This is a genomic window from Streptomyces griseorubiginosus (assembly GCF_036345115.1).
GTDB lineage: Bacteria > Actinomycetota > Actinomycetes > Streptomycetales > Streptomycetaceae > Streptomyces > Streptomyces griseorubiginosus_C.
In genome coordinates this window covers 8,193,006-8,213,564 of record NZ_CP107766.1, presented here as the reverse complement: position 1 = coordinate 8,213,564, position 20,559 = coordinate 8,193,006, and the positions used below count along the sequence as shown (strand labels likewise).

Sequence of the window (20,559 nt, the reverse complement as noted above, 5' to 3'; positions counted from 1 at the left end):
ACGCCGCCGGCCTGCGCGCCCCAGGTACAACACACAGCGCCCGGAACAGCCCCTGAAAGGCCGTGAGCACCTCCGCGCCCCGGCCACCGCGAGCGCGGTGTGCAGCAGTAGTCCGGCCACGAGGCCCAGCGCCGTGTGAAGGCGAGCAGCTGCGCCTCCGTGCGCCCTGAGTCCGCCAGTTCGTCGTAAGGACTCGGTCGTTCATCGGGCCGGGAGGCGGCGGCCGCCACGGACGCCTTCCGATGCCTCCTGCCGGGCCCCGGGCGTCGCGCTCGGTCCCCGTCGTGGGTCCTACGGCTCCTGCTGGCCCGCCGCCGGGACCGGCTGGGCCGGTACCGTCCACGGGAGTTCGATGGAGACGGTCTTGCCGCCCTCCCGCGTGGGCCTGACTCTGAGCTTTCCGCCGCACTCCGCGGTGAGCCAGCGGATGATCACCATCCCGCGTCCGTTGTCCTGCTGGACCGCGGCCGGAAGGCGCTTGGGGAAGCGGGGGTGGCTGTCGGTCACCCCGATGCGCAGCTGTTCGTCACGGTCCAGCTCGATGTCCACCGTGAAGGTGGGTGACTGCCCGAAGGTGTGCTGTACGGCGTTGGTGGCGAGTTCGGAGACGATGAGCCGGACGGTCTCGGCGGTGTCCGTGGACGAGGGCAGCCCCCACTCCGCGAGTGTGCTCAGGACGTAGGTGCGGGCCGCGGAGACCGAGGCGGGTTCGCTCGGCAGAGTGACGGATGCTTCCAGGTGATCTGCCATGGCGACGTCGTCCCTTTCCCACGGGACCGGAGTCCGACACGGTGCGGATGGTTCGAGTACGGTCCCGGACTGGTGGTTCTTCGCCAGAGTGCCATTACCGAGGCGGTGGCGGGTGCCGATCCACCAAGATATGCATATATCTGTCGCTCGAAGCGGTGAACTCTGCGACGCGAGACCGTATTTGGGCGGCTCGTAAGGAGTAAGGAGTAGCGCATGCAGCACGGTCCCGCGGTGCGCCGTCGAAAGCTCGGCGCCGAACTGCGTGCGCTGCGCGCGAGTGCGGGCCTCACCAGCGGTGAGGCGGCCCGGCTCGTGGGCTGGCACCAGTCGAAGGTGAGCCGGATCGAGACGGGCGCCAGCGGGGTGAAACCGGCCGATGTGCGGTTACTCCTCGACGCCTTCGGCGTGACGGACGCGGATCTGCGGGAGCTGTTGCTGGTATTGGCGGGTTCCGACGAGGGCGGCGGCGGCCGGCACCACTGGTGGCACGCCTATCGTGGCGTACTCCCGCCGACCTACCGGGACTTCATCAGTCTGGAGTCCCAGGCGAGCGCGATGCGCACTCTGGAGACCTCGGTGGTGCCCGGCCTGCTCCAGACGCCCGAGTACGCCCGCGCGGTGACCCGGGCCGCGGTGGACGGGCTCGACGACGAGCGGCTCGACGCACTGGTCGAGGTGCGGCTGGCCCGTCAGGACGTCCTGCGCGCCGAGCGGCCACTGGAGTTGAGCGCCGTCCTGGACGAGGCGGTGCTGCGCCGGGAGGTCGGCGGCCCCGAGGTGATGACGCGGCAGCTGCGCAGACTCCTGGAGGCGGCCCGGCTGCCACAAGTGCGCCTGCAGGTACTGCCGTTCACGGCCGGGGCGCATGTGGGTATCACCGGCCCTTTCGTAATCTTCTCATTTTCGAGCACTTCTGATCTGGACGTGGTTGTTCTCGACCACTTGACGAGTAGCCTCTACCTCGAACGGAAAGAAGACCTGGAGGCCTACACCGAGGCCTTCAACACCCTTCAGGGCCACGCCCTTTCGCCCGAGGACTCGTTGGATTACATCGCCGGATTAGGTGACGGCGCGTAAGGAGGCACCATGTCTGCACTGCCTCGGCACGTTCCTTCCAGTACCGAACTGTGTGAAGTGCGGTGGCTGCGCAGCAGTTACAGCACCGGAGCGAACAACTGCGTCGAGACGGCGAGGCCGTCGGCCGGGCCCTGGGCCGGGCTGCTCGCCGTACGCGACTCCAAGGACCCGGACGGACCCGCGCTGCTCTTCTCCCCCGAGAGCTGGGCGGGCTTCACAGCCGCGTTCTGACCGTCGGTCCACCCAGGCGCACGGCCGTGTCACGCCGACTCATGGTCGTGTCTCGCCGATCACCCGTACAGCGCGTTCGATCTGCTCCTCGGAGAGGTCCGCGCGGGCGGTCAGCCTGAGCCGTGAGATGCCGTCGGGCACGGACGGGGGCCGGAAACAGCCCACGAAGAGCCCGGCGGTCCGGCAGTCGGCCGCCCACTGCACGGCCTCCTCCGGGGAGGGCGCGCGCACCGAGACCACCGCGGCGTCCGGACGTACCGCTTCCAGACCCGCGGCGGTCAGACGTGCGTGCAGTCCGGTCGCCACCTCACGCGCGCGTGCGGCCCGCTCGGGCTCACGGCCGAGCAGGCGCAGTGCCGCGAGGGCGGCTCCCGCCGCCGCGGGGGCCAGACCGGTGTCGAAGATGAACGTCCGTGCCGCGTTGACCAGGTGCTCGATCACCCGTGCGGGGCCGAGCACGGCACCGCCCTGGCTGCCGAGCGACTTGGACAGCGTGACCGTGACGACCACGTCGTCGGCGCCCGCGAGCCCCGCCGCGTGCGGGGCCCCGCGGCCGCCGGCCCCGAGCACGCCCAGGCCGTGGGCGTCGTCGACGACCAGGCCCGCGCCGTGCTCCCGGCATGCCGCGGCGAGACCGGCCAGCGGCGCCGCGTCCCCGTCGACGGAGAACACGGTGTCGGACACGGCGACCGCGGGCCCGTCATGCGTACCGAGCGCCTTGCGGACGGCCTGCGGGTCGGCGTGCGCGACGACCTGGGTCGTCCCGCGGGCCAGCCGGCAGCCGTCGATGAGGGAGGCGTGGTTGCCCGCGTCGGAGACGATCAGCGAGCCGTGCGGCGCGAGCGCGGTGACGGCGGCGAGGTTGGCCGCGTAGCCGGAGGAGAAGACGAGCGCCGCCTCGAAGCCGCAGAAGTCGGCGAGCTCGCGCTCGAGTTCGGTGTGCAGCTCGGTGGTGCCGGTGACGAGCCGGGACCCGGTGGCGCCGCCGCCCCAGGTCCGGACAGCCGCCTCCGCTCCCGCCACGACCTCGGGGTGGCGGGCCAGGCCCAGGTAGTCGTTGCTCGCGAGATCGAGCAGCGGCGAGTCGGCCGGGCGGGGCCTCAGGGTCCGTACGAGTCCGGCCCGCCGGCGCGCGGCCGCCTGCTCGTCGATCCAGCCGAACGCCATGGGTCCTCCGGTGCTTTTGTAGACAACGGACAGACCCTAGCGGCAGCAAACGCTGCCCACGGTGTGGCAATACCCACACGTCAAAGCGGGTGAGTTGTTCGATCCCTACCTTGGCCGAAGGCGGGTCCGTAGGACAGGATCGGCTCTCATGGACCTGCTGAACACGCTGGTGGACAAGGGGCTTCGGCGCGAGCTGCCGACCCGCGAGGAGGCGCTGGCCGTACTGGCCACGTCCGACGACGAGCTGCTCGACGTGGTGGCCGCGGCCGGGAAGGTGCGCCGGCACTGGTTCGGGCGGCGGGTGAAACTCAACTATCTCGTCAACCTGAAGTCCGGGCTGTGCCCCGAGGACTGCTCGTACTGCTCCCAGCGGCTCGGCTCGTCGACCGGCATCCTCAAGTACACCTGGCTCAAGCCCGAGCAGGCCTCCCAGGCCGCCGCGGCCGGTCTCGCCGGTGGCGCCAAGCGGGTCTGTCTGGTGGCCTCCGGGCGCGGTCCGACCGACCGGGACGTGGACCGGGTGGCGGGCACCATCAAGGCGATCAAGGAGCAGAACGAGGGCGTCGAGGTGTGCGCCTGCCTCGGTCTGCTCTCCGACGGCCAGGCCGAGCGGCTGCGCGAGGCGGGCGCGGACGCCTACAACCACAACCTCAACACGTCCGAGTCGACCTACGGCGACATCACGACCACCCACACCTACGCCGACCGGGTGGACACCGTGAACAAGGCCCACGCGGCCGGCCTGTCCGCCTGCTCGGGTCTGATCGCCGGCATGGGCGAGTCCGACGAGGACCTCGTCGACGTCGTCTACTCGCTGCGCGAGCTGGACCCCGACTCGGTGCCGGTCAACTTCCTGATCCCGGTCGAGGGCACCCCGCTGGCCAAGGAGTGGAACCTCACCCCGCAGCGTTGCCTGCGCATCCTGGCGATGGTCCGGTTCGTCTGCCCGGACGTGGAGGTCCGCATCGCCGGCGGCCGCGAGGTCCACCTGCGCACCATGCAGCCCCTCGCCCTGCACCTCGCCAACTCGATCTTCCTCGGCGACTACCTCACCACGGAGGGCCAGGCCGGCAAGGCCGACCTGGAGATGATCGCCGACGCCGGGTTCGAGGTGGAGGGCGCGGGCGAGGTGACGCTGCCGGAGCACCGGGTGACGACCGGGGGCGGCTGCGGCTCACACGAAGGCGGCGGCTGCGGGTCGCACGAGGGCGGCGGTTGCGGCTCGGAGGCGGCCGAGAGCGCCGGGTGCGGGTCGCACGCGGGCGGGGGCGTCTGCGGTACGGCCGCCTCGGCGCCGGCGGTGAGCGAGCCCCGCACCGACCTGGTGGCCGTACGCCGTCGAGGCGCCGGAACGGATCTCGCGCCCAATGCCTGATCTGCCCGGCCTGCCGGTGACGGAGCTGCTGGCGCTCGACCGGCGGCACGTGTGGCATCCGTACGGTCCGATGCCCGGCCGGGTCGACCCGCTCGTCGTGGAGTCGGCGAGCGGGGTGCGGCTGCGCACCTCCTCCGGTGACCTCGTGGACGGCATGTCGTCCTGGTGGTCGGCGATCCACGGCTACAACCACCCGGTGCTGAACGAGGCCGCGCGCGAGCAGCTCGGGCGGATGAGCCATGTGATGTTCGGCGGACTCACCCACGAGCCCGCCGTCCGGCTGGCGAAGCTCCTTGTCGACATGTCTCCCGAGGGTCTTGAGCATGTCTTCCTGGCCGACTCGGGGTCGGTGTCGGTCGAGGTCGCGGTGAAGATGTGCCTCCAGTACTGGCGCTCGCTTGGCCGTCCCGGCAAGCGGCGGCTGCTGACCTGGCGCGGCGGCTACCACGGCGACACCTGGCAGCCCATGTCGGTGTGCGACCCCGAGGGCGGGATGCACGAACTGTGGTCCGGGGTGCTGCCCCGCCAGGTGTTCGTGGACGCGCCCCCGGCCGATTACGAGGAGTCGTACGCCGACCAGCTGCGTACGGCGATCGAGCGGCACGCGGACCAACTGGCCGCGGTGATCGTGGAGCCGGTGGTGCAGGGCGCGGGCGGGATGCGCTTCCACTCCCCCGCGTATCTGCGGGTGCTGCGCGAGGCGTGCGACGCGCACGACGTGCTGCTGGTGTTCGACGAGATCGCGACCGGGTTCGGGCGCACGGGCGCGCTGTTCGCGGCGGAGCACGCGGCGGTGACGCCGGACGTGATGTGCGTGGGCAAGGCGCTGACCGGCGGCTACCTGACGATGGCGGCGACGTTGTGCACGCCCCGGGTGGCCGAGGGGATCTCACGGGGCGAGGTTCCGGTGCTGGCGCACGGCCCGACCTTCATGGGCAACCCGCTGGCCGCGTCGGTGGCCTGCGCCTCGATCGGGGTGCTGCTCGGGCAGGACTGGCTCGCGGAGGTCAAGCGGATCGAGGCGGGGCTGCGGGACGGGCTGGCCCCCGCGCGTGAGCTCCCTGGCGTGAGGGACGTACGGGTGCTCGGCGCGATCGGGGTCGTGCAGCTGGACCACGAGGTCGACATGAGGGCCGCGACGGAGGCCGCCGTACGCGAGGGCGTGTGGCTGCGGCCGTTCCGCGACCTCGTGTACACGATGCCGCCGTACGTCACCGGCGACGAGGACGTGGCACGGATCGCGCGCGCGGTGTGCGCCGCGGCGAAGGAGGGATGACATGCCGGTCCTGGTGATCACGGGCACGGGCACGGAGGTCGGCAAGACGGTGACCACGGCCGCCGTCGCCGCGGCGGCGCTCGCGGCGGGACGGACGGTCGCCGTCCTGAAGGCCGCGCAGACCGGCGTACGGCCGGACGAGGCCGGGGACGTCGAGGAGGTGGCCCGGCTCGCGGGCGCCGTCACGAAGGCCGAACTGGCCCGTTTTCCCGAGCCGTTGGCCCCGGCGACGGCCGCGCGCCGGGCCGCTCTCGAACCGGTCCACCCCGCCGGGATCGCCGAGGCCGCCGCCAAGCTGGCCACCGAACACGACCTGGTGCTGGTGGAGGGCGCGGGCGGGCTGCTCGTGCGCTTCGACGAGGAGGGCGGGACACTGGCCGACGCGGCCCAGCTGCTGCGGGCGCCGGTCCTGGTCGTGGCGTCGGCCGGGCTGGGCACGCTGAACACCACAGAGCTGACGGCCCGTGAACTGCGCCGCCGCGAGCTGGACTTGGCAGGTGTGGTGATCGGAAGCTGGCCCGACTCCCCCGATCTCGCCTCGCGTTGCAATGTCGCGGACCTCCCGGACGTGGCCGGGGCCCCACTGCTGGGCGCGCTGCCGGCCGGGGCGGGCCGACTCGCACCGGCCGACTTCCGTACCGAGGCCCCGAGTTGGCTGGCACCACGACTGAACGGGACCTGGGACGCGGCGGGGTTCGGCGCACGCGAGGCACCGCAAGGAGCCTGACCGTCGGCGATGGGTCCCATCCCACCGGCAACCGGGTGACCGCGTCCCGCAGGCGTAGTCCATCCGCGCGGGTCGAGCGCCGGGCGGACGGCGACCTCACACGCGGTGGCGCCCCCGGCGACCGCACAGGCACCCAGCGACTGCCGACCGGGATCGTTCGGCGCGGACGGCCACCTCACGGAAGGCTGGGTCTCGCTTCCCGCGACCTGCCTCTGTGGCGATCGGACCTGCGTACGGCCGCCGCGGCGGGACGTCGTCCTTGAGGGCTGCGTGCTGGTGGAACCGGCCGTCAGCAGCCCGTCGAATTCGCCGTCCCGCCGCGGCGGCGAGGAGGGCGTCGACGCGCTCGTGTCGGCGCGGCCGGGTCATCCACCCGCCGCGTGCCGGCTCCCCATGGTGCTGGCCCTCGGGATGAGTCGGTGCGGGGCCCGGATTTCCATGCCGGGGACAGGGGTTGAGCTGCCGATGCGCTTGAGGAGTCGCTCCACCGCCGTCTCGGCGATCATTTGCTTGTCCGGTGAGATGGTGGTGACCGGTGGATTCGAGTACCGGCCGTCCTCGATGTCGTCGTAGCCGACCACGGCGACGTCCTCGGGGACGCGCAGCCCGCGGGCGGCCAGCGTGTGCAGGGCGCCCAGGGCCACCAGGTCGCTGTAGCAGAAGACCGCGTCGGGCGGCTCCTCCAGGTCGAGCAGGTGGGCCATGGCGCTCGCGCCGTCGGAGCGGTTGAAGCGCGGGGTGGAGATGATCAGCTCCTCGCGGACCGGGATCCCGGCCCGCTCATGCGCCAACCGGTAGCCCTGCGTGCGCAGTTGGGCGGCCTCGCCGGTGCGGTAGGGCTGGTCGCCGATCGCGGCGACACGGCGCCGGCCGAGGTCGAGCAGATGCTCGGTGGCTTCCCGGGAGGCGGTGACGTCGTCGATGCCGATGTGGTCGAAGCCCCCGTCGCTCACCCGCTCTCCGAGCACGACCAGCGGCAGGTTCGCGTCGCGCTCGCCGAGGTCGGACTGGGCCAGCCCCAGCGGGCTGAAGATGACACCGTCGAACAGCAGCTGCTGGGAGCCTCGGGTGAGGAACAGCTTCTCGTGCTCCGCGTCCCCGTCGGTCTGGTCGATCAGGACGTTGTAGCCCCGCACCCGGGCCGCCCGGATGATGCCCTGGGCCAGCTCGGCGAAGTAGGGCGTGTCCAGGTACGGCACCACGACGGCGATCTGGCCGGACCGGCCGGAGGCGAGGTTGCGGGCCAGGACGTTGGGCTGGTAGCCGAGCTCGTCCACGGCCTTCTGCACCCGGGCGCGCATGGCCTCGGACACCGGTGCGTAGCCGTTGACCACGTTGGAGACGGTCCGGCTGGAGACGCCGGCGAGCGCCGCGACGTCGCGGAGTGTGACGCCATTTGCCATATGCACACCTTCGTCCCGGTTGTCCTTTGCAGCGCTGAAAGTTTCCTCCGAGTTACCTCTTGCAGCGCGGCAAGTTCTCGGTTAACACTTTTGCAGCGCTGCAGAGCGTAGCAGAAGGGGGCCTGATCCAGCCGGGTCGGGAACCCAGGGACCGTGACGTCACCGCGTCGCGGACCGGACCGTAGGAGCCGCAGTGGGAACAGCCACTCAGGAGCCGGGAGCCGCACCGGCCATGACAGGGCCTCACTCTTTACTCACGGTGGTCTGACAGCGCCCGTGCGCTGATCACCCAGCTGTCTCCCACCTTCACCGACGTCACCCGCGCCCACCCTCCCGCGCCGGCCGACGCCCGTCTCCGCACCAGTGCCGCGGTGCCCGCACGCCCTCGGCCCACCTCACCGGACCCCCGTGTCCGGCGTGTTCCGCCTTGCCACCCTCGCCTGCCCTCGGGCACCACATCCAGGAGATTGCTCATGTCCTCCACCAGAAGGCCCACGTCCCGTTCCGTCCGGCGCACCGCGGTCGCGGCGACCTCCGCCGCCCTCGCCGGCGTGCTCCTCGCGGCCTGCGGGTCGGGCGGCGACAGCGGCAGCGGCACCACGGGCAGCGGCCCGGTGCACATCAAGGTGTGGGCCTGGTACCCCCAGTTCAAGCAGGTCGTGGCCGAGTTCAACAAGACCCACAAGGACGTCCAGGTCGACTGGGTGCAGGCGGGCGTCGGCCAGGACGAGTACACCAAGCTGAAGACCGCGCTCAAGGCGGGCCAGGGCGCCCCCGACGTCGTCATGCTGGAGTTCCAGGAGCTGCCCACCATCCAGCTCACCAAGGGCCTGCTCGACATGGGCAAGTACGGCGCCAACGACGACAAGGGCAACTACGTCGACTGGGCCTGGAAGCAGGCCTCCGACGGCGACCACGTCTACGCCATCCCGGTCGACGGCGGCCCGATGGCGATGATGTACCGCGCCGACCTCTTCAAGAAGTACAACCTGAAGGTGCCCACCACCTGGGCGGAGTACAAGGAGGAGGCCGCCAAGCTGCACAAGGCGGACCCCAACGCGTACATGACCGACTTCGGCAGCGACGAGACCGCGGCCGGCTGGCGCCAGGGCCTGACCTGGCAGGCCGGCTCCCGTCCCTACACCTACTCGGCGAGCAAGCTGCCCGACATCGGGGTCAAGCTCAACGACGACAACGCCAAGAAGGTGTACGAGTACTGGGGCGACCTGGTCAAGAACAAGCTGGTCGACACCCAGTCGTACGCCACCACGGACTTCTACAACGGCCTCAGCAGCGGCAAGTACGCCACCTACATCGCGGCCGGCTGGGGTCCGGGCTACCTCTCCAGCGTCGCCGCGAAGACCTCCGGCAAGTGGCGCGTCGCCCCGCTGCCGCAGTGGACGGCCGGCGGCAACGCCCAGGGCGACTGGGGCGGTTCGAGCTTCTCGGTGACCTCGCAGACCAAGCACCCCAAGGAGGCCACCGAGGTCGCCCGGGAGCTGTTCGGCACCTCCCAGGCCGCCTGGAAGATCGGCATCGACCAGGCCTACCTGTTCCCGCTGGTCAACCCGATCCTCAACGGGGCGTACTTCCAGGACAAGAAGTACGACTTCTTCGGCGGCCAGCAGATCAACAAGGTGTTCGTGCCCGCGGCGAACGGCATCGGGACCTTCGACTGGAGCCCGTTCCAGGACTTCGCCTACAACACCGACACCAGTGAGGTGGGCAAGGCCCTCCAGGGCCAGACCGACTGGTCGTCCGTCAACGACAACGTCCAGGACCAGGTGACCTCCTACGCGAGCAAGCAGGGATTCAAGGTCAGCAAGTAACCGACCCGAAGTCCCCGCCCCCCACTGCCCCCGCCGGCGCCCGCGCGTCGCACCGCCCGCCGGCGGGGGCTCCGCAAGACGCGCAAGGAGATGTGATGAGCCTGCTCCGACAGCAGGGGCCCGCGCCGGCCGTGACCCCGAGTACCGTCCCCGCCGAGGGAGTCGGCACCCCGGCCACCGGCAGGGGCCGCCGCCGGACCGGACGCCAGTCCGCCCACACCCGCCACCAGGCCATGGGCCTGATGCTGGTCACCCCGTTCGGCCTGCTCTTCGCGGCCTTCCTGGTGGCCCCGCTGGCGTACGCCTTCTGGCTGAGCCTCAGGACCTCCACCCTGGTCGGCGGTGACCACTTCAGCTGGTTCGCCAACTACCAGCAGACCTTCACCGACCCGCACTTCCTGGCCGGTGTGCGCCGCGTGGTGGTCTTCGGCCTGGTGCAGGTGCCGATCATGCTGGGGCTCGCGCTGCTCGGCGCCCTCATCATCGACGAGGTCTCCAGCAAGCTCGCCAAGGTCTTCCGGATGACACTGTTCATGCCGTACGCCGTCCCCGCGGTGATCGGCGCCCTGATGTGGGGCTTCCTGTACAGCCCCACCTTCGGCCCGGTGAACTCCCTCAGCCACGCCCTGGGCACCGGGAAGATCGACCTGCTCGGCCACAGCCTGATGCTGACCTCGCTCGGCAACATCGTGACCTGGCAGTGGACCGGCTACAACATGATCGTCCTGTACGCCGCCCTCCAGGGCCTGCCCCGCGAGGTCTACGAGGCCGCCAAGCTCGACGGCGCGGGACAGATCCAGACCGCCCTGCGCATCAAGGTCCCGATGATCTCCTCGGCCATGGTGCTCACGCTGATGTTCACCATCATCGGCACCCTGCAGTTCTTCACCGAGCCGCGCGTCCTCGAGCCGACGGCGTCCTCCGTGATCACCCCGGACTACACGCCCAACCTCTACGCCTACAACCTCGCCTTCCAGTACTCGGAGTTCAACTACTCCGCCGCCATCTCCTTCTCCCTGGGAGCGGTGGTCTTCATCGGCTCCTACCTCTTCCTGTTCGCCACGCGCAAAAGGAGCGGACTGAAGTGACCACCGCCGCTGTCCCCGCCCCCGCCGTCGCCGCCCCGGCGCCCCGCCGTACGTCCTCCGCGCGAGGCCGCGTCACCGTCAACGCGGTGATGGTGGCGATGATCCTGTACTTCCTGATGCCGTTCTGGTGGCTCGTCGTCGCCGCCACCAAGGACAACGACGCCCTGTTCTCCACGGCCGCCCTGTGGTTCCACTCGCCGGGCGCCTTCTTCACCAACCTCCAGCAGCTGTTCACCTACAACGACGGTGAATACCTGCGCTGGATGGGCAACACCGCGATCTACGCGGGCGTCAGCGGCGTCGGCGCCACCGCCGTGGCCACCTTCGCCGGGTACGCCTTCGCCAAGTACCGCTTCCCCGGCCGCAACCTGCTCTTCTCCAGCCTGCTCGGCGCCATCATGGTCCCGGCGACCGCGCTGGCCATCCCCACCTATCTGCTGCTGAGCAAGGTGGCGCTGACCAACACCATGTGGGCGGTCATCCTGCCCTCGCTGCTCAACCCGTTCGGCGTCTACCTGGTCCGGGTGTACGTACAGGAGTCGCTGCCCGACGAACTGCTGGAGGCGGCCCGGGTCGACGGCGCCGGTGAGCTGCGGGTGCTGTTCAACGTGGCGCTGCCGACGCTGAAGCCCGCACTCGTGACCGTGCTGCTGTTCTCCATGGTCGGCACCTGGAACAACTTCTTCCTGCCGCTGGTGATGCTGAACAACGACAAGCTGTTCCCGCTGACCGTGGGCCTCCAGTCCTGGTACCAGGGCGCGCTGATCCAGTCCGGCGCCAACGCCCTGTTCACCCTCGTCATCGCGGGTTCCCTCGTGGCGATCCTCCCGCTGATCGTCGCCTTCCTCCTCCTCCAGCGGTACTGGCGCGGCGGGCTGACCGTCGGAAGCCTCAAGTAGCCCCCGCCCCCTCTTCTTCCCGCGCACCTCCCGGAGCGACCTCCATGCTGCACGCCTCCCTGACCGTCGACCCCGCCTTCCGCGTCGCCGACGTGAGCCCCCGGACCTTCGGCTCGTTCGTCGAGCACATGGGCCGATGCGTCTACACCGGCATCTACGAGCCCGGCCATCCCCTTGCGGACGAGGACGGCCTGCGCCGTGACGTCCTGGACCTGGTGCGCGAGCTGGGGGTGACCGCCGTGCGCTATCCCGGCGGCAACTTCGTCTCCGGCTTCCGCTGGGAGGACAGCGTCGGCCCGGTCGCCGACCGCCCGACCCGCCTGGACCTGGCCTGGCACAGCACCGAGACCAACGCGTTCGGTCTGCACGAGTTCCAGCGCTGGGCCGAGAAGGCCGGCGTCGAGTCGATGATGGCCGTCAACCTCGGCACCCGGGGCGTGGCCGAGGCCCTCGACCTGCTGGAGTACTGCAACCACCCGGGCGGGACCGCCTGGTCGGACCAGCGGATCAAGAACGGTGCCACCGACCCCTTCGGCATCCGTATGTGGTGCCTGGGCAACGAGCTGGACGGCCCCTGGCAGACCGGTCACAAGACCGCCCAGGAGTACGGCCGGATCGCCGCCGAGACCGCGCGGGCGATGCGCATGGTCGACCCGACGCTGGAACTGGTCGCATGCGGCAGCTCCAGCTCCTCGATGCCGACCTTCGGCGCCTGGGAGGCCACCGTCCTGGAGGAGGCCTACGACCAGGTCGACTACATCTCCTGCCACGCCTACTACGAGGAGCTCGACGGCGACCTCGGCAGCTTCCTGGCCTCGGGCGTCGACATGGACCACTTCGTCGAGTCGGTGGTCGCCACCGCCGACCACATCCGGGCCAAGCTGGGCCGCAAGAAGCGGATCAACCTCTCCTTCGACGAGTGGAACGTCTGGTACAACACCCGTTTCGAGGCACAGGGCAAGCCCACCGACTGGGCCGTGGCGCCCCGGGTGATCGAGGACGAGTACAACGTCGCCGACGCCGTCGTGGTCGGCGGGCTGCTGATCAGCCTGCTGCGCAACAGCGACCGGGTCACCGCCGCCTGCCTCGCCCAGCTCGTCAACGTCATCGCCCCCATCCGCAGCGAGCCCGGCGGACCGAGCTGGCGCCAGACCACCTTCCACCCCTTCGCCCAGGCCGCCCGGCACGCCCGCGGCACGGTCCTGCGGGTGGAACCGGTCGCGCCGACCTATGAGACGAAGCGTTTCGGCGAAGTCGCCGTGGTGGACGCCGTGGCCACCCACGACGGCGACGAGCTCACCGTCTTCGCGATCAACCGGCACCAGAGCGACAACGTCGAACTCGCCCTGGACCTGCGGGCGTTCACCGGTTACGTCCCGGTGGAGCATGCGGTGCTGAGCGACCCCGACGTCCGCGCCGTCAACACCCAGGACGACCCCGACCGGGTCCGCCCGTACACCGCCGACACCGGTTCGGTCACCGACGGGCGGCTCACCGCGAGCCTGCCGCCCGTCTCCTGGAACGTCGTCCGGCTGCGCCGCGCCGGCTGACCACTCCCCCTCCGACCCCCGCTGTTCCCGTCTCCCCCCGTTTTCCCGGGAGCGGCGGGCCCCGCACCATCCCCTCTTCCCGGACATCCCTTGGGAGCCGCCCATGTCCACCATCAGGGAAAGCGCCAGACTGCGCGCCGTACCCCGCCCCCAGGCGATCACCGTGCTGCTGGCCCTGCTCGCAGCCGTCGTCGCCCTCGTCCTGCCCTCCTCCGGCCCGGCGCACGCGATCTCGCGCGCCTCGCAGACCATGTACACCCCGCCGTCGGGCACCCCCTCGCCCGGCTCGCTCTACCCGCGCGCCATCCGCCTCCAGAACAGCGGATCGTCCAACGGCACACTGCTCGCCACGTTCGAGCAGTACAGCTCGGGCACCCCCGTCTTCCCGATCTACCGCAGCACGGACAACGGCAACAGCTGGAGCCAGATCTCCAGCATCAGCGACACCCACAACGGCTTCGGCAACCGCTACCAGCCGTTCCTCTACGAACTGCCCACCGCCATAGGCAACTTCCCGGCCGGCACGATCCTCGCCGCCGGCAACTCCATCCCGAACGACCTCTCCACGACCGAACTGGACCTGTACGCCAGCACCGACCACGGCGTCAGCTGGTCGTACGTCAGCACCATCGCGCAGGGCGGCGAGGCCGACCCCACCAACGGCAAGACCCCGGTCTGGGAGCCGTTCCTGATGGTGTCCGGCTCGAAGCTGATCGTGTACTACTCCGACCAGCGTGACCCGAACTACGGCCAGAAGATCGTCCACCAGACCTCCACGGACGGCCTGACCTGGGGTTCCGTGGTGAACGACGTCGCCACCTCGACGTACGGCGACCGCCCGGGCATGCCCGTCGTCGCCAAGCTGCCCAACGGCAACTACGTGATGACGTACGAGTTCTGGGGCGCTCCCGAGGGCGGCTTCGCCGTCTACTACAAGATCTCCTCCAACCCGGAGGCGTTCGGCTCCGCCACCGGTATCGCCCTCAAGGCGACCGACGGCACCCAGCCCAAGAGCTCTCCGTACATCACCTGGCTGCCGACCGGCGGCGCCAACGGCACGCTCGTGGTCAGCGCCAACAGCAGCGACGACCTGTTCCTGAACACGCAGAACGGCGCGGCGAACACCTGGACGCGGATCGCCTCCACCGTCCCCGGCGGCTACAGCCGCGGTCTGCTCCCGCTGGCCGACGGCCACAGCCTGCTGGTCCTCAGCGGCGGCCACCTCACCAGCACCGGCCTGAACCCGATCACCTACGGCACGATCGACCTGGGCGGCGGCGTCTCGGACGGCGCGACCTACACCATGTCCAACGCCAACAGCCACCTGATGCTGACCATCGCGGGCGGCTCCACCACCAACGGCGTGGGCGCGACCCAGCAGAACGCCGACAACGCCACCGACCAGCAGTGGAAGTTCGTCCAGCAGACCTCCGGCTACTTCAAGATCTTCAACGTGGCCAGCGGCAAGGTCCTTGGCGTGACCAACCAGTCCACCGCCAACGGCGCCAAGGTCGTCCAGTGGGACGACAACGGCACCCTGGACCACGAGTGGGCGATCGCCCCGAACCCGGCGGGCGGCTTCACCGCCACCAACCGGATCAGCGGCAAGTACCTGGAGATCCCCAGCGCCTCCACCACCGTCGGCACCGCCGCCGGGCAGTGGGCCGACACCGGCTGCGCCTGCCAGCGCTGGAACCTCACCCAGACCGCGCTGCCCACGCTGTCCACCGGCCAGTACCGCCTCGTCAACAAGAACAGCGGCAAGTTCCTGGAGATCCCCGGCGCCTCCACCGCGACGGGCAAGCAGGCGGGCCAGTGGGTGAACACCGCCAACAACTGCCAGCTGTGGACCTTCCAGGCCCAGAGCGGCGGGGCGTGGACCGTGAAGAACGTCAACAGCGGTCTGTACCTCGACAGCAACGGCTCGACCTCGGCCGGCGCGGCCGTCGTCCAGAACGCCTCGTCCACCGCGAGCTCCCAGAAGTGGACGCTCACGAGCGCGGGCGGCGGCTACTACAAGCTCGTCAACTCCGGCAGCGGCCTGGTGGCGGACGTCGCCTCGGCCTCCACCGCCAACGGCGCGCTGATCGTCCAGTCGGCGGACAACGGCGCCGACGACGAACTGTGGCAGGTCGTCCGGGTCAACTGATCCACCCAGGGGGCCCGGTTCCGGCCGGGCCCCCGCTCTTCTGCCCAAGGGGCACCGCGATCCGGGGGTGCGTCGGGGGCCCACGGGGGACAATCGCGGTAGGACCCGTCCTCGGCGAGGGAGGCTGTCATGCCGCTACGGTCCGCCGGCACCGGCAAGGTGTCCCGGGATCCCGTCCACCACCCGCTCTTCGCCCGGTACTACGCGCGGGTCAGCGTCGCCGCCGAGACCAGGATGGGCATGGCCGGCGTGCGGGAGCGGTTGCTCGCCGGCCTGTCCGGGCGGGTGATCGAGATCGGCGCGGGAAACGGTCTGAACTTCGCGCACTACCCGGGCACGGTCTCCGAGGTCGTGGCGATCGAACCGGAGCGCCGGCTGCGGCAGTTGGCGGTGGAGTCCGCGCTGCGCTCGGAGGTGCCGGTCGACGTGGTGCCCGGCGCCGCGGAGGCGCTGCCGGTCAAGAGCGAGGCCTTCGACGCCGTGGTGATCTCGCTGGTGCTGTGCAGTGTGCGCGATGTGCCGCGCGCGCTGGGCGAAGTACGGCGGGTGCTGCGGCCGGGCGGGACCGTGCGGTTCTTCGAGCACGGCCGCGGCGGCGGCCCCGCGATGCGCTTCACCCAGCGCGCCCTGGACCGCACGGTGTGGCCGCCGCTGAGCGGCGGCTGCCATCTGGGCCGGGACCCGGTCGGGGCGCTGCGGGACGCCGGGTTCGAACTGGGCCCCTATCGGCGGGTGTTGATGCCGGAGAAGGGGCCGACGCTGCCCACGTCCTTCTGTGTGCTGGGCACCGCGTGGCGACCCTCGTCGGCGGACGGCTGATTCACAGGGTCCATTTCCTCAGCTCACGCGCGATGTCGTGCACCGAGGCCTCGCCCTTCTTGGCCACCTTGGCGAGATCACGGACGAGCACCGGCGAGGTGACGACCCTGAGGCCGCTCGCGACGAGGTAGGCGTAGGCGACCGCGCAGGCGAACAGCGCGTTGGTGCGCTCCAGGGCCGGTACGTGGATGAGGAGTTGCAGCAGCGCGGCGGCGCGCAGATGCGGGTTGTCGTAGACGGGGATGTCGAAGATCTCGGCCTGGTGCCGTGCCACGGCGGCGACCAGGGCGCCCCAGTCGGTGACCTGGGGGTCGCCCGGGGTCTTCTGCTCGGCGAGCATGAGCAGCCAGGCGAGATCGATGTGCAGATCGCTCAACGACCCTCGTCTTCCTTGCCGTCCTTGCCGAACTCCTCCGCGAAGACGGATTCGTACTGCTTCATGAAGTCGGCCGCGGCCTCGACGAAGGTCTGACCGGCCTCCCCACTGTCCTTCATGACCAGCTCCTCGATGTAGCGGTTGACGCTCACGCCACGGGCGAGGGCACGTTCACGGGCGGCGCGGGCGGTGCCCTCGTCCACCCGCACGTTCAACTGAGTCTTCGCCATACCTAGAAGCTAGCGCCGATGCGCTAGCACCGGCAAGAGGCGTCCGGCACGGACAGGAGGATGCCCTTTACACGGGGTGCCCCTTACATCGGTGTCAGGGGCCCGACCTGGGAGGGAGGGCGCCTCGGCCGGAAGGGGGATATCGGGTGTGGGGCGGATCACATTACCCTCGGCCCCATGGCCACTGCTGCGGAGGACGCCCTCGACACCGCTCCGACCGAAGGGATCGCGGCCCGCGCCCGCGGTCTGACCAAGGCGTACGGCTCGGGCGAGACGGCCGTGCTCGCGCTGGACGCGGTGGACGTGGACATCGCGCGCGGTCGCTTCACCGCGGTCATGGGCCCCTCCGGCTCCGGGAAGTCCACGTTGATGCACTGCCTCGCGGGGCTCGACACCGTCTCGGCCGGCCAGGTGTGGCTCGGCGACACCGAGATCACCGGGCTGAAGGAGCGCGAGCTGACCCGGCTGCGCCGGGACCGGATCGGGTTCATGTTCCAGTCGTTCAATCTGATCCCCACGCTGAACGCGGCCGAGAACATCACCCTGCCCATGGACATCGCGGGCAAGAAGCCCGACGAGAAGTGGCTGGACCAGGTCATCGACACCCTGGGGCTGCGGGACCGCCTCAAGCACCGCCCCTCGCAGCTGTCCGGGGGTCAGCAGCAGCGGGTCGCGTGCGCCCGGGCGCTGGCCTCCCGGCCCGAGCTGATCTTCGCCGACGAACCGACCGGCAACCTCGACTCGCGGGCCGGCCTGGAGGTGCTCGGCTTCCTGCGCGAGGCCGTCGACCAGCTCGGACAGACGGTCGTGATGGTCACCCACGACCCCGGCGCCGCCGCCCACTCCGACCTGGTGCTCTTCCTCGGGGACGGACGGATCGTGGACAGCATGGAGCGGCCCTCGGCGGAGGCGGTGCTGGAGCGCATGAAACGGTTCGACGTGATCCGGAGTCAGGTCGTCCCCGGTGACGACAGCGGCTCGGGCGACGTGCCCCTCGGCAAGGACTGAACCCGTGCTGAAGGCGACGCTCCGCAGTTTCCTCGCCCACAAGGGGCGGCTGCTGCTCTCGGCGCTGGCCGTCGTCCTGTCCGTGGCGTTCGTCTCGGGCAGCCTGATCTTCTCCGACACCCTGAGCCGCACCTTCGACCGGCTCTTCGCCTCGTCCGCGCCCGACCTCACCGTCAGCCCGAAGGAAGACCTCAAGGAGGCCATCCCGTCCGGGACCACGGCCACCCTGCCGGCCGCGCTCGCGGACCGGGTGGCCCGGGTCGACGGGGTCGCCGCCGCGCGCTTCGACGCCGAGGACGACGGGATCACCGTCGCCGACTCCGAGAACGAGTCTGTGGGCTCCACCACCGGGGCCCCCACCATCGGCACCGACTGGAACCCGACCTCGCGCAGCCCCGTCGAGCTCACCTCGGGTCACGCGCCGCACGGCGCCGGCGAGGCCCTGCTCGACTCGGAGACCGCGGACCGCAAGGACCTGCGCATCGGCGACCCGCTCACCGTGATCGCGGGCCCCGGCTCGTTCAAGGTGCGGATCGTCGGCATCGTCACCTTCACCACCACCAACCCCGGTGCCTCGCTGCTGTTCCTGGACCCGCCGACCGCGCAGACGAAGCTGCTCGGCTCCGCCTCCGCCGCCACCAGCATCTCCGTGGACGCCGCCGAGGGGGTGAGCAACGACCAGCTCAAGCAGCGGGTGGCCGCCGCACTCGGCACGGACAGCTACGAGTACCGGACCGCCGAGGAACAGGCGAAGTCGGACATCGACCAACTGGGCGGATTCCTCGACGTCATCAAGTACGTGATGCTGGGATTCGCCGGGATCGCGGTCCTGGTCGGTGTCTTCCTCATCGTCAACACCTTCTCGATGCTGATCGCCCAACGCACCCGCGAACTGGGCCTGTTGCGCGCCCTGGGCGCCGACCGGCGCCAGGTCCGCCGCTCGGTGCTCACCGAGGCCACCCTGCTCGGCCTGGTCGCCTCGACGGTCGGCCTGGGCGCGGGCATCGGGCTGGCGTTCGGCCTCATCGCCCTGATGAACGCCTTCGGCATGAACATCAACTCGGGCGAGATGGTGGTCGGTTGGGGCACCCCCGTGGCCGCGTACGTCGTCGGCGTGGGCGTCACCTTCGTCGCGGCCTATCTCCCGGCCCGGCGGGCGGCGGGCGTCTCCCCCATGGCGGCCCTCTCGGACGCCGAGATCGCCGGGATCGGACGGCCGCTGAAGGTCCGCGCGATCGTGGGCGGCCTGGTGGGCGCGGCGGGCGCCGCCGCACTCGTCGGGTGCGTGCTCTCGTCGAGGACGGCCACGGCGGCCTCCCTGCTCGGCCTCGGAGTCGTCCTGACGCTCCTGGCGACCGTGATCGCGGGGCCGCTCCTGGTGCGGCCGGTGATCCGGGTGCTGGGCGGAGCCTTCCCGGCCCTGTTCGGCCCGGTCGGACGGATGAGCCAGCGCAACGCCCTGCGCAACCCCCGCCGCACCGGCGCCACCGCGGCCGCCCTCATGGTCGGCCTCGCCCTGGTCGGCGGGATGTCGGTGGCCAGCGCCTCCATGTCCAAGTCCTTCGACGACCAGATCGACAAGACCCTGGGCGCCGACTTCGTCGTGCAGAACGGCAACTTCCTGCCGTTCCCGCAGGAGGTCACGGACGCGGTCCGCGCCACCGAGGGCGCCGGTCTCGTCGTTCGGTCGAGGTTCGCGCCGATCGCCGTACGGCTGCCGGACGGCAAGCGGGTCGAGACGACCGCCGCGGGCTACGACCCCCAGCTCGACGAGGTCGCCCACATCACCTACGCGCGGGGCGGCACCGCGGCCGCGCTCGCGTCCGGGCACCTGGGCATGGACGTGGACTTCGCGCGCGACCACGGCGTGAAGGTCGGCAGCAAGGTGACCGTCGAGTTCCAGGGCGGGCGCCGGACCGAGTTGACCGTGGGCGCCCTCACCGACCAGGACCAGGCGGACGGCTTCGGGACGCAGGGCGGGATCTACTTCGGCCTCGACACGCTGGAGCGGTTCGCGCCGGGCGGCCAGGAGTCCGCGCTGTACGTCAACGCCGCCTCCGGCACGAGCGCCGACCGGCTGCGCGCGGACCTGGAGAAGACCCTCGACCCGTATCCGCAGGTCCAGGTGCGCGACCTCGCCGACTACAAGGACCTGGTGCACGACCAGATCGCGGTCCTGCTGTATCTCGTGTACGCGCTGCTGGGCCTGGCGATCGTCATCGCGGTGCTCGGCGTGGTCAACACGCTCGCCCTGTCGGTCGTGGAGCGCACCCGGGAGATCGGGCTGCTGCGCGCCATCGGGCTCGCCCGGCGTCAGCTGCGCCGGATGATCCGCCTGGAGTCGGTGGTCATCGCGGTGTTCGGCGCGGTGCTGGGACTGGCGCTCGGGCTGGTGTGGGGGGTGTGCACCCAGCAGGTGCTGGCGCTCCAGGGCATGAACGCGCTGGCGATCCCCTGGGGCACGATCGTGGCGGTGGTCGTCGGTTCCGCGGTGGTGGGCATCGTGGCCGCGCTGCTGCCGGCGTTGCGCGCGTCGCGCATGAACGTACTGGCGGCGATCGCGCACGAATGATGGAATCGCGGGGCAGACAACTCAAGTCGCTTG

The 20,559-nt window shown here is 70.7% G+C and carries 18 protein-coding genes; 13 read left to right on the top strand and 5 right to left on the bottom strand.

The features are described from left to right. Positions 1–291 precede the first annotated feature (291 nt). On the bottom strand, positions 292–750 hold the full coding sequence (locus OHN19_RS37140) for an ATP-binding protein (protein ID WP_330268388.1): 459 nt from the start codon (positions 748–750) through the stop codon (positions 292–294). Between the two features lie 213 nt (positions 751–963). On the opposite strand from OHN19_RS37140, the gene OHN19_RS37135 reads away from it, so the two are divergent. Together OHN19_RS37135 and OHN19_RS37130 are read left to right on the top strand one after the other, a co-directional pair. Beyond that, entirely contained in the window at positions 964–1,827 is an 864-nt protein-coding gene (locus tag OHN19_RS37135; RefSeq protein ID WP_330268387.1) for a helix-turn-helix transcriptional regulator, read from the top strand. Between the two features lie 9 nt (positions 1,828–1,836). Continuing rightward, positions 1,837–2,058: a DUF397 domain-containing protein gene (locus tag OHN19_RS37130; protein ID WP_330268386.1), complete on the top strand. Its 222-nt coding sequence runs from the start codon at positions 1,837–1,839 to the stop codon at positions 2,056–2,058. A 39-nt stretch (positions 2,059–2,097) separates the two neighbouring features. Here the strand turns inward: OHN19_RS37130 and OHN19_RS37125 are convergent, their stop codons facing one another. Then, positions 2,098–3,225 carry an 8-amino-7-oxononanoate synthase gene (locus tag OHN19_RS37125; protein ID WP_330268385.1) on the bottom strand — a complete coding sequence of 376 codons (1,128 nt, stop codon included), beginning with the start codon at positions 3,223–3,225 and terminating at the stop codon, positions 2,098–2,100. 148 nt (positions 3,226–3,373) lie between these two features. Between OHN19_RS37125 and bioB the strand changes: the two genes are divergently transcribed. Genes bioB through bioD form a run of 3 tightly spaced genes read left to right on the top strand, consistent with a single transcriptional unit; the run spans position 3,374 to position 6,603 of the window. After that, positions 3,374–4,600 (top strand): biotin synthase BioB, encoded by a 1,227-nt coding sequence (gene bioB, locus OHN19_RS37120; RefSeq protein ID WP_330268384.1) that lies wholly within the window; start codon positions 3,374–3,376, stop codon positions 4,598–4,600. Beyond that, on the top strand, positions 4,593–5,876 hold the full coding sequence (locus tag OHN19_RS37115; RefSeq protein ID WP_330268383.1) for an adenosylmethionine--8-amino-7-oxononanoate transaminase: 1,284 nt from the start codon (positions 4,593–4,595) through the stop codon (positions 5,874–5,876). Before bioB ends, OHN19_RS37115 begins: the two co-directional genes overlap by 8 nt. 1 nt (position 5,877) lies before the next feature. Next, on the top strand, positions 5,878–6,603 hold the full coding sequence (gene bioD / locus OHN19_RS37110) for a dethiobiotin synthase (RefSeq protein ID WP_330268382.1): 726 nt from the start codon (positions 5,878–5,880) through the stop codon (positions 6,601–6,603). 365 nt (positions 6,604–6,968) lie between these two features. Here bioD and OHN19_RS37105 read toward each other — a convergent pair whose 3' ends face one another. Then, a complete protein-coding gene (locus tag OHN19_RS37105; protein ID WP_330268381.1) occupies positions 6,969–8,006 on the bottom strand; it encodes a LacI family DNA-binding transcriptional regulator in 1,038 nt (345 codons plus the stop codon). 473 nt (positions 8,007–8,479) lie between these two features. Here OHN19_RS37105 and OHN19_RS37100 point away from each other — a divergent pair, with 473 nt between their 5' ends. From OHN19_RS37100 to OHN19_RS37075, 6 genes are all read left to right on the top strand, one after another. Next, positions 8,480–9,835, top strand: coding sequence for an ABC transporter substrate-binding protein (locus OHN19_RS37100; protein WP_330268380.1), 1,356 nt, complete (start codon positions 8,480–8,482; stop codon positions 9,833–9,835). A gap of 95 nt (positions 9,836–9,930) precedes the next feature. Beyond that, entirely contained in the window at positions 9,931–10,923 is a 993-nt protein-coding gene (locus OHN19_RS37095) for a sugar ABC transporter permease (RefSeq protein ID WP_330268379.1), read from the top strand. Then, positions 10,920–11,822 (top strand): carbohydrate ABC transporter permease, encoded by a 903-nt coding sequence (locus OHN19_RS37090; RefSeq protein ID WP_330268378.1) that lies wholly within the window; start codon positions 10,920–10,922, stop codon positions 11,820–11,822. The genes OHN19_RS37095 and OHN19_RS37090 overlap by 4 nt, the downstream gene beginning before the upstream one ends. Positions 11,823–11,866: 44 nt before the next feature. Further along, on the top strand, positions 11,867–13,372 hold the full coding sequence (locus OHN19_RS37085) for an alpha-N-arabinofuranosidase (RefSeq protein WP_330268377.1): 1,506 nt from the start codon (positions 11,867–11,869) through the stop codon (positions 13,370–13,372). Between the two features lie 103 nt (positions 13,373–13,475). After that, on the top strand, positions 13,476–15,521 hold the full coding sequence (locus tag OHN19_RS37080) for an RICIN domain-containing protein (RefSeq protein WP_330268376.1): 2,046 nt from the start codon (positions 13,476–13,478) through the stop codon (positions 15,519–15,521). 129 nt (positions 15,522–15,650) lie between these two features. After that, the gene (locus OHN19_RS37075) at positions 15,651–16,340 is read left to right on the top strand and encodes a class I SAM-dependent methyltransferase (RefSeq protein ID WP_330268375.1); all 690 of its coding nucleotides are present in this window, start codon (positions 15,651–15,653) and stop codon (positions 16,338–16,340) included. A 1-nt stretch (position 16,341) separates the two neighbouring features. On the opposite strand, the gene OHN19_RS37070 is transcribed toward OHN19_RS37075, so the two are convergent. Both OHN19_RS37070 and OHN19_RS37065 read right to left on the bottom strand, forming a co-directional pair. After that, complete coding sequence (locus tag OHN19_RS37070) at positions 16,342–16,716, bottom strand: fic family toxin-antitoxin system, toxin component (RefSeq protein ID WP_330268374.1); 375 nt, start codon at positions 16,714–16,716, stop codon at positions 16,342–16,344. Continuing rightward, entirely contained in the window at positions 16,713–16,946 is a 234-nt protein-coding gene (locus tag OHN19_RS37065) for an antitoxin (RefSeq protein WP_330268373.1), read from the bottom strand. Before OHN19_RS37065 ends, OHN19_RS37070 begins: the two co-directional genes overlap by 4 nt. A 177-nt stretch (positions 16,947–17,123) precedes the next feature. Between OHN19_RS37065 and OHN19_RS37060 the strand changes: the two genes are divergently transcribed. Both OHN19_RS37060 and OHN19_RS37055 read left to right on the top strand, forming a co-directional pair. Next, positions 17,124–17,954 carry an ABC transporter ATP-binding protein gene (locus tag OHN19_RS37060; protein ID WP_330268372.1) on the top strand — a complete coding sequence of 277 codons (831 nt, stop codon included), beginning with the start codon at positions 17,124–17,126 and terminating at the stop codon, positions 17,952–17,954. 4 nt (positions 17,955–17,958) lie between these two features. Beyond that, positions 17,959–20,526 carry an FtsX-like permease family protein gene (locus tag OHN19_RS37055; RefSeq protein WP_330268371.1) on the top strand — a complete coding sequence of 856 codons (2,568 nt, stop codon included), beginning with the start codon at positions 17,959–17,961 and terminating at the stop codon, positions 20,524–20,526. Positions 20,527–20,559: the final 33 nt, after the last annotated feature.

What these genes read in the sequence shown, in the direction of transcription:
- OHN19_RS37140 (WP_330268388.1), bottom strand. Translation starts at nt 750, where the DNA reads ATGGCAGATCACCTGGAAGCATCCGTCACTCTGCCGAGCGAACCCGCC.
- OHN19_RS37135 (WP_330268387.1), top strand. Translation starts at nt 964, where the DNA reads ATGCAGCACGGTCCCGCGGTGCGCCGTCGAAAGCTCGGCGCCGAACTG.
- OHN19_RS37130 (WP_330268386.1), top strand. Translation starts at nt 1,837, where the DNA reads ATGTCTGCACTGCCTCGGCACGTTCCTTCCAGTACCGAACTGTGTGAA.
- OHN19_RS37125 (WP_330268385.1), bottom strand. Translation starts at nt 3,225, where the DNA reads ATGGCGTTCGGCTGGATCGACGAGCAGGCGGCCGCGCGCCGGCGGGCC.
- bioB (WP_330268384.1), top strand. Translation starts at nt 3,374, where the DNA reads ATGGACCTGCTGAACACGCTGGTGGACAAGGGGCTTCGGCGCGAGCTG.
- OHN19_RS37115 (WP_330268383.1), top strand. Translation starts at nt 4,593, where the DNA reads ATGCCTGATCTGCCCGGCCTGCCGGTGACGGAGCTGCTGGCGCTCGAC.
- bioD (WP_330268382.1), top strand. Translation starts at nt 5,878, where the DNA reads ATGCCGGTCCTGGTGATCACGGGCACGGGCACGGAGGTCGGCAAGACG.
- OHN19_RS37105 (WP_330268381.1), bottom strand. Translation starts at nt 8,006, where the DNA reads ATGGCAAATGGCGTCACACTCCGCGACGTCGCGGCGCTCGCCGGCGTC.
- OHN19_RS37100 (WP_330268380.1), top strand. Translation starts at nt 8,480, where the DNA reads ATGTCCTCCACCAGAAGGCCCACGTCCCGTTCCGTCCGGCGCACCGCG.
- OHN19_RS37095 (WP_330268379.1), top strand. Translation starts at nt 9,931, where the DNA reads ATGAGCCTGCTCCGACAGCAGGGGCCCGCGCCGGCCGTGACCCCGAGT.
- OHN19_RS37085 (WP_330268377.1), top strand. Translation starts at nt 11,867, where the DNA reads ATGCTGCACGCCTCCCTGACCGTCGACCCCGCCTTCCGCGTCGCCGAC.
- OHN19_RS37080 (WP_330268376.1), top strand. Translation starts at nt 13,476, where the DNA reads ATGTCCACCATCAGGGAAAGCGCCAGACTGCGCGCCGTACCCCGCCCC.
- OHN19_RS37075 (WP_330268375.1), top strand. Translation starts at nt 15,651, where the DNA reads ATGCCGCTACGGTCCGCCGGCACCGGCAAGGTGTCCCGGGATCCCGTC.
- OHN19_RS37065 (WP_330268373.1), bottom strand. Translation starts at nt 16,946, where the DNA reads ATGGCGAAGACTCAGTTGAACGTGCGGGTGGACGAGGGCACCGCCCGC.
- OHN19_RS37060 (WP_330268372.1), top strand. Translation starts at nt 17,124, where the DNA reads ATGGCCACTGCTGCGGAGGACGCCCTCGACACCGCTCCGACCGAAGGG.